At 66.8% G+C, this 12543-nt stretch carries 11 protein-coding genes; 9 read left to right on the plus strand and 2 right to left on the minus strand.

Translation table 11 applies throughout. The features are described from left to right. Positions 1 to 852 (minus strand): LLM class flavin-dependent oxidoreductase, encoded by an 852-nt coding sequence (locus tag ACZYW1_RS22590; RefSeq protein WP_463788675.1) that lies wholly within the window; start codon positions 850 to 852, stop codon positions 1 to 3. 92 nt (positions 853 to 944) lie between these two features. Between ACZYW1_RS22590 and ACZYW1_RS22595 the strand changes: the two genes are divergently transcribed. Genes ACZYW1_RS22595 through ACZYW1_RS22615 form a run of 5 tightly spaced genes read left to right on the plus strand, consistent with a single transcriptional unit; the run spans position 945 to position 6789 of the window. After that, on the plus strand, positions 945 to 2033 hold the full coding sequence (locus ACZYW1_RS22595) for an acyl-CoA dehydrogenase family protein (protein ID WP_463788676.1): 1089 nt from the start codon (positions 945 to 947) through the stop codon (positions 2031 to 2033). Positions 2034 to 2079: 46 nt separating this feature from the next. Further along, positions 2080 to 3207 (plus strand): acyl-CoA dehydrogenase family protein, encoded by a 1128-nt coding sequence (locus ACZYW1_RS22600; RefSeq protein WP_463788677.1) that lies wholly within the window; start codon positions 2080 to 2082, stop codon positions 3205 to 3207. A gap of 2 nt (positions 3208 to 3209) precedes the next feature. After that, positions 3210 to 4355 (plus strand): acyl-CoA dehydrogenase family protein, encoded by a 1146-nt coding sequence (locus tag ACZYW1_RS22605; protein WP_463788678.1) that lies wholly within the window; start codon positions 3210 to 3212, stop codon positions 4353 to 4355. Next, the gene (locus ACZYW1_RS22610; RefSeq protein WP_463788679.1) at positions 4355 to 5290 is read left to right on the plus strand and encodes an acyl-CoA dehydrogenase family protein; all 936 of its coding nucleotides are present in this window, start codon (positions 4355 to 4357) and stop codon (positions 5288 to 5290) included. Before ACZYW1_RS22605 ends, ACZYW1_RS22610 begins: the two co-directional genes overlap by 1 nt. Further along, on the plus strand, positions 5287 to 6789 hold the full coding sequence (locus tag ACZYW1_RS22615) for a class I adenylate-forming enzyme family protein (protein WP_463788680.1): 1503 nt from the start codon (positions 5287 to 5289) through the stop codon (positions 6787 to 6789). Before ACZYW1_RS22610 ends, ACZYW1_RS22615 begins: the two co-directional genes overlap by 4 nt. A 24-nt stretch (positions 6790 to 6813) precedes the next feature. Here the strand turns inward: ACZYW1_RS22615 and pstS are convergent, their stop codons facing one another. After that, positions 6814 to 7905 (minus strand): phosphate ABC transporter substrate-binding protein PstS, encoded by a 1092-nt coding sequence (gene pstS, locus ACZYW1_RS22620; RefSeq protein ID WP_463788681.1) that lies wholly within the window; start codon positions 7903 to 7905, stop codon positions 6814 to 6816. Positions 7906 to 8134: 229 nt separating this feature from the next. Between pstS and ACZYW1_RS22625 the strand changes: the two genes are divergently transcribed. The 4 genes from ACZYW1_RS22625 (at position 8135) to ACZYW1_RS22640 (ending at position 12543) form a co-directional block, all read left to right on the plus strand. Continuing rightward, positions 8135 to 9625, plus strand: coding sequence for an MFS transporter (locus tag ACZYW1_RS22625; protein ID WP_463788682.1), 1491 nt, complete (start codon positions 8135 to 8137; stop codon positions 9623 to 9625). 49 nt (positions 9626 to 9674) lie between these two features. After that, entirely contained in the window at positions 9675 to 10142 is a 468-nt protein-coding gene (locus ACZYW1_RS22630; protein ID WP_463788683.1) for an RICIN domain-containing protein, read from the plus strand. Positions 10143 to 10202: 60 nt separating this feature from the next. Next, positions 10203 to 11249 carry a hotdog fold thioesterase gene (locus tag ACZYW1_RS22635; RefSeq protein WP_463788684.1) on the plus strand — a complete coding sequence of 349 codons (1047 nt, stop codon included), beginning with the start codon at positions 10203 to 10205 and terminating at the stop codon, positions 11247 to 11249. Positions 11250 to 11349: 100 nt separating this feature from the next. Continuing rightward, positions 11350 to 12543 (plus strand): amidohydrolase family protein, encoded by a 1194-nt coding sequence (locus ACZYW1_RS22640; protein ID WP_463788685.1) that lies wholly within the window; start codon positions 11350 to 11352, stop codon positions 12541 to 12543.

A 12543-nucleotide genomic window follows, 5' to 3' on the forward strand; every position in this document is an offset into this window, starting at 1 on the left:
TCACTGCGGGAACGCTTTGATGACTGTCTCGCCGAATTCGCGCAGCGACTCAGGCGCGGCGAAATCGGCGAACCAGACGTAGAAGCGCTCGACCCCTTGACCGGACAAATGCGAGAAGTGTCCGGACAATTCGTCGGAATCACCACAGATCAGCCCGGAACCGAGGTTGCCGAAGCGCTTGGCGCTCACCTCGCGCACCTTGATCGGATCGCTGTCCTTGCGCACGAAGCCGACCATCTGCTGAATCGACACCCGCGCCGATCCGGCCTTCGGGGCCAGCTCCGGCAGCCGGTCGAGATGGGTGACCGGGATGTTCCACCAATCCGCTTGCCTACGAACAAGTTCCATCATCCGTCGTCCGGTTCCGCCGAGAACCAGTGGGATGTGGTGCGACGGTAGCGGGGACTGGCCACCGGCGCCACCCTCGGCACGCCCCCAATACCGGTCCAGCAGTGCCAGGTGGCGTTCGAGCTGTTCGACCCGGGCAACCGGATCTTGTTGACCGACTTCGAATCTGGCGAACTCGGCGGGCCAGGAGCCAGATCCCAGGCCGAGCTCGAACCTGCCGCCGGAGGCCTCCGACAAGGTGACCGCCTGCTTGGCCAGCACGGCGGGGTGGCGGAACGCATCGCACAACACCAGGTGGCCGATCCGCAGCCGCTCGGTCTTCGCGGCCACCCACGTCGCGACGTTCATTGCCTCCCAGATGCTTTCGTCCGGCAGCCCCGGGGCCTCGAGGTGATCGATGAAGGCGATCCCGGTGAATCCGCTCGCCTCGGCGTGGCGCGCCCGCTCCTCGATGTCGGCCACCGACACCCGCACTTGCGGCAGGAACAAGAACCACTCGGTCACCACTCACCACCATCCGGGGTCGCAGAACGGCTTTGCCGCGGCGATTGACGCTTGTCGCGCTAGATTACTATTTTTATTATGTTAGAGGCCTTATGGACATTGGACTGAATTCCGGACAATTGGCGCTGCGCGACAGCGTGCGTGACGTCCTGCGTACGGAATGCCCGCCGGCCAGTGCCCGGCACGCCATGACGGACCCCGAGCATTGGCGCGCTCTGTGGAAGACGGTTGTCGACCTCGGCTGGACCGAACTCGCCGTCCCCGACGGCGACAACTCCTTCGGACGGATGGATCTGACGGTTGTTCTCGAAGAATGCGGCGCGGCCCTGGCACCCGTTCCGCTGCTGTCCAGCGTCGGCCTGGCCGCAGGTCTACTGCGTGCGGCCGGGTCTGACGTCGCCGACGTGCTGACCGACATCGGCGGCGGGGTGGTGGCGGCGCTCGCGGTTCATCCGCCCGAGTACCGGCTGCCCGGCGTGCCGATGACGCTGGAGGGCGGACGGGTGCAGGGGCGCGCCATCGCGGTGCCCGGCCTCCCCCGCGCCGAACTGGTGGTCACGCTGGCCTCGTCGGCCGACGGGCCCGTCGCCGCCGTCGTCCGGGTCGGCGACGGCGTCACCGTTCACGACACCGAATGCACCGACCCAGCCCAACCGGTAGCCGACGTCGAGGTGGACGCCGCCCCCGTCGCCGTCGCACCCGTCCACCTCGAGTCGGCTCTGGCGACACCGCTGCTCGCCGCCGCCGCCGACCTGGTCGGTGTCGCCGCTGCCGCACTGGTCCGCTCGGTCGAGCACGCGAAGACGCGGCAGCAGTTCGGCAAGCCGATCGGCGCGTTCCAGGGCATCAAGCACGCCCTGGCCGACAACTACGTCGCGCTGGAGCGGGCCCGCGGTCTGACCTATGCCGCCGCCGCGCGGCTCGACGACCCGGCGACACCGCTCAGCGCGGGCTGGAACGCGGCGGCGTTGGCCAAGGCCGCGGCCGGCGAGGCCGCCGTCGCCTGCGCGCGCACCGGCGTGCAGGTCCACGGCGCGTTGGCCCAGACCTGGGAACACGACATGCACCTCTACTTACGCCGCGCCTGGCAGGGCGCCTCGACGATGGGAGACAGCCGCGCGCTGTACCACGCCGTCGGGCGTCGCTTCGCGGGAAACACCTTGGCGGGGAGTCCAGCGTGACGGCCTACGACGATGCCGGGCGAAGCGACATGCGGGAGCGGCGCTCATGAGCCCCGATCTCACCGCCGAATACGCGATGTGGCTCGCTGACTTTCTGCCCGACGACTACTACCAGCGCTACGACGAATACCGTTGGGACGTCGGCCTTCGACGAGACCATCAGCGCGCAGCGTTCGAGGCCGGGTGGCTGCAGCCGACCTGGACCCCCGAACACGGTGGCCGGTCGCTGGGGCTGGCCGAGGCGATGGAAATCCGGCTCGAGGCCGCCATGCGGTCCGCCCCCAAGCTGCCCAACGTCGCCGGGCCCGGTGTCGCCGCGCCCGGTATCCGGCAGTTCGGCACGCCCGAGCAGATCGACCGTCTCCTCGTCCCGCTGCTCCGCGGCGACGAGTGGTGGGCGCTGGGCATGTCCGAACCCGAAGCCGGGTCCGACTTCGCCGGCCTGCGCACCCGCGCCGTCCGCGACGGCTCGGACGGCGATGTGTTCCGAATCAGGGGCAGGAAGATCTGGACGACCCAGGCGCACCTGTCGCGTTGGTGCACCCTGTACGCCCGTACCGATCCGGATGCCCCCAAGCATCGCGGGATCTCCTGCTTCATCCTCGATCTCGAGTCTCCCGGGCTGACCATCGAGCCGATCCGGATGGCATCGATCTCCGACGAGACGTTCTGCGAAGTCATCCTCGACGACGTAGAGGTACCCGCTGACAGTCTGCTCGGCGACATCAACGGCGGATGGCAGGTGGCGATGTCGTCGCTCAACCATGAGCGGCAGATGATCTGGATCATGAACTGGGTGGAGATCCAGCGCGGGCTCAAGGACGTCCGGGATTCTCAGGCCACTCACGACGACTACGCCTCCGGCGAGGTGTATTCCGAACTCGGCTCGATACTCGCCGACGCCGAGGCGTTGCGGGCGACCGGCTATCGCGCGCTGAACAACGAGTTGGCCGGGCTGCCGAGCCCGGAGTCCGACATTCTGAAATTGCTCGGTTCCACGACCCTGCAACGGGTTTGGGACCTCGCTGCCGCGGGTGCCGGGCCGCGTTCGATCGACGACCTCGACCTGCTCTTCGAACGCCAGGACGCCCTCGCAGCGACCATCTACGGCGGAACGTCGGAGGTCCAGCGCAACATCATCGCCGAGCGACTGCTCGGATTGCCGAAGGGATGACGATGGATTACGACCTCGGCACCGATGCCGTCGAACTCAGAGTGCGCCTGCGGGAGTTGATCTCGTCGAACATCCCCGAGGGCTTCCTGGGCTCCTGCACCAACGACCCCAAGGACCTCGCGACCACCGAGTCGTTCTGCAAGATGCTCGCCTCCGACGGCCTGCTGGCGCTGGCCTGGCCGAAAGAGCATGGTGGCGGCGGAGGTTCGGTGTGGCAGCAGACCGTGCTGCGAGAGGAGATGTGGGCGCACCACGAGCCTCGCGGCGCCCAGTACATGGGCATCAACTGGGTCGGCCCGGCGCTGATGCGGTACGGGACCGACGAGCAGAAGGCCCGGCACCTGTCCGCGATCGCCGCGGGCGAAGTGATCTGGTGCCAGGGGTTCTCCGAGCCCGAGGCCGGCACCGACCTGGCGTCGCTGCGGACCCGCGCGATCCCGGACGGCGACGGCTGGCGCGTCACCGGGCAGAAGGTGTGGACGTCCTACGCCCTGATGGCATCGTGGTGTGTGCTGGCGGCCTGCACCGACCCGGATGCCCCGAAAGCCAAGCGCATCAGCCTTTTTCTGGTTCCGATGGACCGGGCCGGGATCACGGTGCGGCCGATCCGGTCGATGCTGGGGCCGCATCACCTCAACGAGGTGTTCCTCGACGGTGTCGAGGTCTTCCCCGACGAGGTGCTCGGTGAATTGGGCGACGGCTGGCGGGTGATGCGCGAAGCGCTGGCGTTCGAACGGGTCGGGATCGCCCGGTATGCGCGGTGCGAGTCGCTGCTGGACCGGATGCAAGCCGAGCTTGGCGACAACTGGGACCGGCTGCCCGAGTCGATTCGCACCCGCTGGGTACGGGCGCTGATCGACTTGCGGATCGCGCGGCTGCTCGCCTACCGCGCGGTGTCGCTGCAGGACGACCCGTCGGCCGGTGCTGCGGCCAGCGCCGCCCGCATCGCGACCACCACCTGCGACCAATTGGTGGCGGAATTGTTGTTCGACGTGCTCGGCCCGTCCGCCCTGGACAGCGGCATGTCGGCCCCCTTGCACGGCGCTGTCGAGGACCACTGGCGCTACGCCCAGGCGGCCACGGTCGCGTCCGGGACGATCGAAGTGCAGCGGATGCTGGTGGCGCGCGAAACGTTGGGAGATCGCTGATGGAAACCGCTCTGCCGCAAGACATTGCCGAGTTCGCCGCCGTCGCGACCAAGCGGTTGACCCGCTTCGGCGGCGTGCCGACCGCGCTGCTGGCCGAAACCGACGACGGGTTGCGGGACGCCGCCCGGACCGCACTGTCCGATCTCGGCGCATTCGATCTCGATGTCCGCGGCTCCGCGGACGACCTGCTGGCGGCGGCGGTGCTCTGCCAGGCGGCCGGCGCCGCGGCACTGCCCTACCCGCTCGTCGAAGAACTGTTGGCCGTCGACGGCGCACGCCTGGCCCTGGTCAATCCCGAGGCGCCGCGCATCGACCACGGCGACCTGACCGGCGACTGGATCGCCACGGACCTCGACGGCACGCGCTACCCGGTCCAGCCGTCGTCACGCACCGCCGCGAAGCTCGGGCCGTTCCTGGTACCGGCAACATTGGGTCAGCCCGACGGGACGGTGCCCGGCGCCGACGTCGCCCGGCACCTGACCCTGGGTTCATGGCGCATCGTGGGCGCCGTGCAACAAGCCCTGGAGATCACCCGACAGCACGTCAAGGCCAGAATGCAGTTCGGCAAACCGCTCGCCGAATTCCAAGCCGTCCGGTTCACCATCGCCGACGCCGGGGTGGCCGCCCGCGGACTGCACGAATTGGCCAAGTATACGATCAGCCGCATGGAATCGGCTCCGGCGCAAGTGTATTCGGCCGATGCGCTGATCCTCAGACTCAAGGCCACCGAGACCGCGCGACAGGTCTTCCGCGTCGCACATCAACTCCTCGGAGCACTGGGCTTCTGCGACGAGTCCGACGTCAGCGTGCTCGATCGGCACACGCAGCCGCTCGTCCGCCTGCCGGTCGGCACCGAGGTGCTCGCGATGCGACTGCTCCCGGAGGTGCGCAGCGGCGGGTTCGAGACCTTGTTCTCCGGCCCGGTATCGGCATGACCACACAGACATCCGCCTCGGGCGCCGCCGCCGGTCCGGCGGACGCTGGAATCCCGTTCGGCGCCAAGCTCCGGCAGCTCGCCGAACAACGCGGTGACGACCGGGCCTTGACCGTGCTGGCACGCGACCGCAGCGCGCAGTCGATGACCTTCGCCGAGCTCGACCTGCGGGCCAATCAGTGGGGCCGGGCGTTGGCAGCCGCCGGAACCCAATTCGGTTCGCTTGTCGCACTGGGCATTCCCAATTCGGTGGAATTCGTCCTCGCGGCGCTGGGCTGCTGGAAGATCGGCGCCGTCCCGGTCCCGATGCGCTGGGACCTGCCCGACTGGGAGCGTTTGCGGGTGCTGGAGGTGATCGCGCCCGCGGTCGCCGTCGACGAGGAGACCCGGGACGCCCTCGTCGCGAGCGCCGCCGGCCAATCCACCGATGTGCTGCCAGACGTGGTGTCTCCCAAGGCGAACGGGATTTGCAGTAGCGGGTCCACCGGGCTGCCGAAGGTGATCCTGACGCTGGCGGACGGGGCGTGGACACCGGAATCGTCGTTCCCGTTCCTGGCCGCGTGGGCTCCGACCCCTACCCCGCAGACCATTCTGGTGCCCGGCCCGATGTATCACACCAACGGCTTCTCGCCGCTGACCTACCTGCTGGGTGGCGACGAGTTGGTGGTGCTCGAAAAGTTCGACGCTGCACTGGTTGTCGAGGCTGTCGAGAAGTACCGCATCACCAACTTCACCGCAACGCCGACCATGCTGTCGCGCATCGCGGCGCTACCCGACATCTTGGACCGGGATCTGTCCAGCATCGCCTGGATTTTGCAGGGCGCCGCGGTCATGCCGCACGCGTTGTTGCGCACCTGGTTCGACCTGCTCAGTCCCGAACAGGTCGTGATGGCCTACGGGATGACAGAGAACCTGGGGCTGACCGCTTTACGCGGTGACGAGTGGCTGACTCATCCCGGCAGCGTCGGCCGCGGCTTCCGCGACACCGAGGTGCGGATCCTCGACCAGCAGCGCCAGCCGGTGCCGCCCGGCGAACTCGGCGAGGTGTATCTGCGCTCCCCGATGAGCGCGGGATACCTCTATCTCGGCGGCGCTCCGCTGCTGGCGTCGACACCCGACGGGTTCCGGACCGCCGGCGACATCGGCCACCTCGACGACGACGGGTACCTCTACATCGCCGATCGCCGCAGCGACATGATCATCACCGGCGGGGCCAATGTCTTTCCGGCCGAAGTGGAATGCGCGCTCGTCGAACACGACGACATCGTCGACGTCGTCGTCATCGGTCTTGCCGACAGCGAATGGGGCCGCCGGGTGCACGCGGTGATTCAGCTGGCCGACGACGCGAACCCGCTGACCGAGCAGGACGTGATCGGTTTCGCCAAGGCCCGGCTGGCCGCCTACAAGGTTCCCAAGACCGTCGAATTCATCGACGAGATTCCCCGCACCGCGGCGACCAAGATCAACCGGTCGGCGATGGTCGAAGCCCGCGGCGGCTGACCACGGCTCAGGAACGGCCCCAGCTCACCTGATGCTTGTCACGGCCGCGGCCACCCGGGTCTGGAAATCGGCCGGCAGCGGGATGTATCCCAGCGGGGTGAGGCCGTGCTGGCCGGTGGTGATCGTCGACTCCATGAACGCCTTAACAGCCGTACCCACCTGCGCGTCAGGGTATTTCGAGCAGACCAGCTCGTAGCTGGCCAGCAGGATCGGGTAGGCGCCGGGCGTCGTTGTGGCATACACCTTCGACAGATCCAGCACGAGGTCGTTGCCACGGCCTTCGATGCTGACATCGGAGATGGTCTTGCCGACCCAGTCGTTGCCGATGTGCACCACACCGCCCGCGGTCTTGATGCCGGCCACGTCGAGGTGTTGCTTCATCGCGTACGACCATTCGTTGTAGCCGATCGCGCCCTCGGTGTTCTTGACCGCCGCCGCGGTGCCTTCGTTGCCTCGCGCCGCGGTGCCGGTGCCGCCGTTGAAGGTCATGCCCGCGCCCTTGGTCCAAGCGCCGCCGGCCGCGGTCTGCAGGTACTGCTGGAAGTTGTCACTGGTTCCCGATGCGTCGCCGCGGTAGATGACATGAATGTCCTCCGCCGGCATGTTCCCGTTCAGCGTGGTGATCGCCGGGTCGTCCCACCGGGTGATGGCGCCGCTGAAGATCTTGGCCAGGGTCGGTGCGTCGAAACTCAGGACGTCGGTGCTCTTCACGTTGAACGTGATCGCGATCGGGCCGAAGACCGCCGGCAGGTTCCAGGCGTCAGCGTCGCCGCAGCGCCTTTTCGCGTCGGCGTACTCACCGCCGCGCAGCGGTGAATCCGAGCCGCCGAAATCGGTCTTGGCGGCGAGGAATTCGGCGACACCGGCACCCGAACCGGTGGCCGCGTAGGTCAGTTGCTTCCCCGAGCACGATTCCTGGTAGCTCGTGATGAAGTGGCTCATCGCGTCGGCCTGCGCGGTCGAGCCGCTGCCGGTGAGATCCTGTTTGCCCCCGCAGTCGACGCTGACACCCTTGGCGTAGCTCGGCGGTGTGTCGAGGTGACTACACGCCGACAGGGCCACGCAGACCGCGACGAGCAGGCCGATAGTGCCCAGAAAGCCGTTGCGCTGCTTCATGTTTGCCTCCTAGAAACCGCGTGGCAGCGCCGCGCGTCGAATCGAGCGCGCCCGCGAACATTAAAAGGCACCGTTGCCGAATTCGAATCAAGCCGCAAACGAACAACAGGTGAAGCTCATACGGTTTGCCGAATTCATCGGGTCGTCAGCGCACGTTCAGCTACCTGACTTAGCGTCTGCGAGGCTGGCACTGGCCGGTGGGTTGCGCGATGACTCTGGGAGAAACGACATGACGGACACGCTCGACACACCGCAGGTCAACGGCAAGACGGTGCAGGAGTACATCGACGAGTTGCCGCAGTGGCCCGACGGCACGACGTTGAAGTCGATGCCGATGACCGCCATGCAGTTCCGCATCTGGGCACTCGCCTGCGCGGGCAAATTCTTCGAGGGCATGGTCGTGTTCATGACCGGCGTTGCCCTGCCGCTGATTTCGATTCAATTCCACCTCAACGCGACCGACAAAGGCCTGGTGACCGCCTCCTCGCTGGCGGGCATCCTGGTCGGCGCCACCGCGCTCGGCGGCCTGGCCGACAGCTACGGACGCAAGAAAATGTTCATCATCGAGATGATCATCTTCGCGGTGTTTCTGATCGGGCTCACGTTCGCGCCCAATTTCGTCACGCTGGTCATCTGTCTTTTCGGCGCCGGCGTCGCGCTGGGATGCGACTATCCGACCGCGCACATGGTCATCTCGGAGAGCATCGCCACCTCGATGCGCGGGCGACTTGTGCTGAGCGCCTTCGCTTTCCAGGCTGTCGGAGCGTTCTTCGGTACGGCACTGGGCTTCGGCATCCTGTACGCCAACCCCGACCTGGGTGCCTGGCGAATCATGTACGCCGCGGCGATCGTGCCGGCCATCCTGGTGGTGATCGGTCGCTTGTACGTCACCGAGAGCCCGCACTGGCTGGTGTCGAAGGGACGTACCGACGAGGGTGAGAAGGCCACCACCCAACTGCTCAAACGCACTCCGCAGTACCCCAAGAGTGTGTCGCTGGCCCACCTGGCGCAGACCCACCAGGCCGCCGACGAGCACGCGACCTATCGGGCGCTGTTCAAGAAGCGCAACCGTCGCGCGACGATCCTGGCTTCGGTGCCGTGGTTCCTGCAGGACTTGGGCGTCTACGGCATCGGCATTTTCACGCCGACGATCCTGGCCGCGGTGATCGGCAAGGAGTCCAAGTCACACGCGCTGGCCGACACCATCCACAACGACATCCTTGGCGCCAAGGGGTCGGCGATGATGGATGTGCTGTTCGTGCTCGGCGTCATCGTGGCGATCTTCCTGGTGGACCGGGTCGGGCGGATCAAATTGCAGATCTGGGGCTTCATCGGTTGCGCAGTGGGGCTGCTGCTCTCGGGACTGTCCATCAAATCCGATGGCAGCAACGTGATGTGGCTGCTGTTCCTCGGTTTCACGCTGTTCTACTTCATGGTCAACTTCGGGCCGAACGCGATGACCTATCTGCTCGCGGGCGAGGTCTTCCCCACCGAGGTCCGGGGCAAAGGCGCCGGATTCGCGGCGTCCTTCGCCAAGATCGGCGCGGTGTTGACGGCGTTCCTCTTCCCGATCCTGCTCAAGTCGATCGGCACCAGCGCACTGCTCTGGGGCCTTGTCGGGTGCTTTCTGGCCGGCGCCGTCGTGACGTACTTCTTCCGGATCGAGACGACGGGTGTGAACCTCGAAGACGTCGGCAAGGAGTCGGCCGTCGCCAAATAATCGCGGTGTCTGCGCGATTCCGGCCAGAACGCCGTCGGCGCCGCAGGCCGTGGTCGACAATCGCCTGATGAACGGAATCCCCCGGGTCCTTGCCGTCGTCGGTGCCGTGTTCGCCGGCGCGATCGCCACAGCCGGCAGCGCGGCGGCCGACGGCGCGGTCGAGATCAAGAGCCGACTCGGCGACGCCTGCCTCGACGCGCCGAGCGACGCCTGGCCCAACCACGTAGTCGTCAACCCGTGCAACGGAGCCGACTTCCAGCGCTGGATTCTGACCGGCGACCAGCGACTCGAGAGCTCGGCCTTCCCCGGGAAATGCCTGAACAAGCCGCAGGACATCGAAGCGGTGCGGCTGGTCGCCTGCTGGAACAGCCAGCATTGGAGCCCGCAACCCGACGGTCACATCACCGCTGCTCTCGGCGGCTGTCTCACGATCCTCGGCGGCCCGGATCCCGGCACCGGCGTCGGCAGCCGGACGTGCGGCGGCGGCCCCGAGCAGGGTTGGGACAGCGTTCCCTAGCGGCCCGCGCGCGGTAACCTCATTCTCACAGCGCAACAGGTGTGCGAGCGAGGAGGCGTCATGGCCGTAGAGAAGGAAGCCGTCGAAGCCGAACCGTCGACCAGAGACGCCCGCTTCATCAAGACCGCCGTCGAGATCCTCCGTGAGACCGGGCGCACGGACTTCACCGTGCAAGAGGTCGTCGCCCGATCGAAGACGTCCCTGCGGGCGTTCTACCAGCACTTCAGCAGCAAGGACGAACTGCTGATCGCACTGCTGGAGCGGACGATGGCTCAGTCGTCGCAGGCCTGGCGCACCGAGACGAACGGACTGGCCAGCACCGCGGCGATCAAGCTGATCATCGACCGGATCAGCGAGGAACCCGAGTCGACCACCCAGGACAGCCTGAACCGGGCGATGAACCTGTACAACCAGCATCTGTCCGAGACCCGCCCGCAGGATTACGCCCGGGTGCTCTCACCGCTGCACGATCTGCTCCGCGACGTCATCCAGCGCGGCATCAGCGAAGGCGTCTTCCGGCCCACCGTCGACGTCGGCCCCGGCGCGGCGATCGTCATGCAGACCATTCTGGGCGCCCTTCGGTTGCATTGGCTCGGAGCCGAATTGAACGGTGCCCCCATCGATGCCGCCCACCTCTACGACTTCTGCGTCCGCGCGCTCGGCGCCGACGAGAGCGTTCCACCCGAGACGCCGACGCTGGCGGAGTTGTTCGAGCAGATCGGCATGCGACCCGGTTCGCGCAACGGCGAATTCGCGATGACGATTCCGGTGAGCCCGCAGGTGGTCAACACCTCCGGAGCCCTGCAGGGGGGCTTGATCGCCACGCTCATCGATGTCGCCGGAGGCCAGTTCGGTCTGGACTATCTGCAGGACGGCACCACGATGACGACCGCCGACATGAACATCCGCTACCTTCGGCCGATCCGGGGCGGGACGGCCTACGCGGTGCCGCGGATGCTGCGCGGCGGCCGGCGGGCCATGGTCATGCAGATCGACGTCCTGTCCGACGGTGACGGCGACGACGCGCTGCTCGCCTCGGCGACCGTCAACTTCGCGGTGATCAACGGCGAGACACCGAAGCTGCCGCCGGACTGGCCGAAGTCCTGATCGTCGCGGCTTCAGCCCCGGCGGCATTAGTGGTAACGTCATTACCACTAAGTGAGAACGCCAGCACTCAACGAACCGCAGCCCTCTTCAGGAGATTGTTATGCCGTCTCGCCAACTGTCCTTCCCGGTCTTCGACGCCGACAACCACATGTACGAGCCGCAGGAAGCGCTGACCAAATACCTTCCGGAGAACCGGAAGCGCGCCATCGACTACGTCGAGGTTCGCGGCCGCACCAAAATCGTGGTGCGCGGCCACATCAGCGAATACATCCCCAACCCGACCTTCTCGGTCGTGGCCAAGCCGGGTGCGCAGGAGGACTACTTCCGCAACGGCGCGCAGGGCAAGACCTACCGCGAGATTCTCGGCGAGCCGATGAAGTCGATCCCCGCGTTCCGTGAGCCGGCCGCACGGCTGGAGGTGATGGACGAACTCGGCATCGACTACGCCCTGATGTTCCCGACCCTGGCCAGCCTGGTCGAAGAGCGGATGAAGGACGACCCGGAGATGACCCATGACGTCATCCATGCGCTGAACGAGTGGATGTACGAGCAGTGGACGTTCAACCACAAGGACCGCATCTTCGCCACCCCGGTCATCACCCTGCCGATCGTCGAGCGCGCGCTCGAAGAGCTCGAATGGTGTCTGGAGCGCGGCGCGCGCACCGTGCTGGTCCGCCCGGCCCCGGTGCCCGGGTTCAGGGGCAGCCGGTCGTTCGGACTCGAGGAGTTCGACCCGTTCTGGCAGGCCTGCGTCAAGGCCGGCATTCCGGTGTCGATGCACGCCTCGGACAGTGGTTACTCCGAGTTCGCCAACGTCTGGGAACCGGGCGACGAGTTCCTGCCGTTCAAGCCGACCCCCTTCCGTAGCTTCGCGATGGGCCACCGGCCGATTCTCGACGCCATGGGCGCGCTGGTGTGCCACGGCGCGCTGTCGCGCAACCCGGATCTGCGGATCCTGTCGATCGAGAACGGCGCCGACTGGGTGCCGGATCTGTTCAAAGGCCTTACCGGCGTGTACAAGAAGATGCCGCAGGCATTCACCGAGGACCCGGTGCAGGCGTTCAAGCGCTGCGTCTACATCACCCCGTTCTGGGAGGACCGGTTCACCGAGATCGTGAACATGGTCGGCACCGACCGGGTGCTGTTCGGCTCCGACTGGCCGCACCCCGAGGGCCTCAAGGACCCGATCAGCTTCGTCGACGAGCTCAAAGACTTCAGCGAAGAGGACGTCGCCAAGATCATGGGTGGCAACCTGATGGAACTGATGAAGGTCGGCAAGCCGGTAAACGCCTGA

The organism is Mycobacterium sp. IDUB_36, from assembly GCF_055419225.1.

What these genes read in the sequence shown, in the direction of transcription:
- ACZYW1_RS22615 (WP_463788680.1), top strand. Translation starts at nt 5,287, where the DNA reads ATGACCACACAGACATCCGCCTCGGGCGCCGCCGCCGGTCCGGCGGAC.
- ACZYW1_RS22640 (WP_463788685.1), top strand. Translation starts at nt 11,350, where the DNA reads ATGCCGTCTCGCCAACTGTCCTTCCCGGTCTTCGACGCCGACAACCAC.
- ACZYW1_RS22605 (WP_463788678.1), top strand. Translation starts at nt 3,210, where the DNA reads ATGGATTACGACCTCGGCACCGATGCCGTCGAACTCAGAGTGCGCCTG.
- ACZYW1_RS22595 (WP_463788676.1), top strand. Translation starts at nt 945, where the DNA reads ATGGACATTGGACTGAATTCCGGACAATTGGCGCTGCGCGACAGCGTG.
- ACZYW1_RS22600 (WP_463788677.1), top strand. Translation starts at nt 2,080, where the DNA reads ATGAGCCCCGATCTCACCGCCGAATACGCGATGTGGCTCGCTGACTTT.
- ACZYW1_RS22610 (WP_463788679.1), top strand. Translation starts at nt 4,355, where the DNA reads ATGGAAACCGCTCTGCCGCAAGACATTGCCGAGTTCGCCGCCGTCGCG.
- pstS (WP_463788681.1), bottom strand. Translation starts at nt 7,905, where the DNA reads ATGAAGCAGCGCAACGGCTTTCTGGGCACTATCGGCCTGCTCGTCGCG.
- ACZYW1_RS22625 (WP_463788682.1), top strand. Translation starts at nt 8,135, where the DNA reads ATGACGGACACGCTCGACACACCGCAGGTCAACGGCAAGACGGTGCAG.
- ACZYW1_RS22635 (WP_463788684.1), top strand. Translation starts at nt 10,203, where the DNA reads ATGGCCGTAGAGAAGGAAGCCGTCGAAGCCGAACCGTCGACCAGAGAC.